Here is a 767-nt window from a genome sequence, read left to right on the forward strand (position 1 = left end):
TATATATAGACTTCAGCATAAAAGTGATCTGAAACCTTTTAATGGCATGCGCAACATGCTCTTATATTTGAATGTCTAGGGCTTACCGATCGGTGGCGGTGCCAGCAGCACCTGCCCGCTCATGCCGGCGATCAGTTCACCAAACTTTCCGTGTATGGCCGCATTGACCTTGACGGACTGGCTCACCGGGTCCACGCGCGCAGCCAGACGCTGCACCTTGGCGGGATAGGTTTTGCCGGTTTCATCAATGCGCACCTGGAATTCCGAGCCCGAATGCAGCCAGCTGAGCCAGCGTGAGGGCACCAGAAACTCCAGCTCCAGCGCGGAGTCGTCCAGAATGTCCAGCAGTGCCTGACCCGGCTGCGCATATTGCTGCTCGCGGATCTTCTGCTCGGCCACCCGCCCCGCATAGGGCGCGGTGATCTGGCATTTGCTCAGCAGGCTGCGGTTGGCGGCGACCTCGGCCCTGGCCTTGTTCCATTCGGCCTGAGAGACATCCAGCTCCACCTTGCCGACAGAGTTCAGCTCGGCCAGGCGCTGGTTGGCCTTCCAGGTCTTCTCGGTGGCATCCACGCCCGCCTGGGCCTTGTTCAGCTGGGCTTGCGGCAGGCTGCAGTCAAACTGCACCAGCAGCTGTCCCTGGCGAAAGGCACCGCCCTCCACCACGGGCAGGCGCTGTACCTTGGCACCGATTTCAGCCGCCAAGGTGGTGTAGCGGCGCGGCGCCAGCTGGGCGCGGATCTCGCGCTGATCCAGCACGCTGGGCA

1 protein-coding gene is annotated in these 767 nt (G+C 61.9%); it reads right to left on the reverse strand.

Going from position 1 to position 767, the window contains the following annotated elements:
- Window positions 1–75: 75 nt before the first annotated feature.
- Window positions 76–767, reverse strand: a 692-nt coding sequence (locus P353_RS27380; RefSeq protein ID WP_034376679.1) for an efflux RND transporter periplasmic adaptor subunit, incomplete at its 5' end; no start/stop codon positions are given.

This window comes from Comamonas testosteroni, from assembly GCF_000761245.1.
GTDB classification, from domain to species: domain Bacteria; phylum Pseudomonadota; class Gammaproteobacteria; order Burkholderiales; family Burkholderiaceae_C; genus Comamonas; species Comamonas testosteroni_C.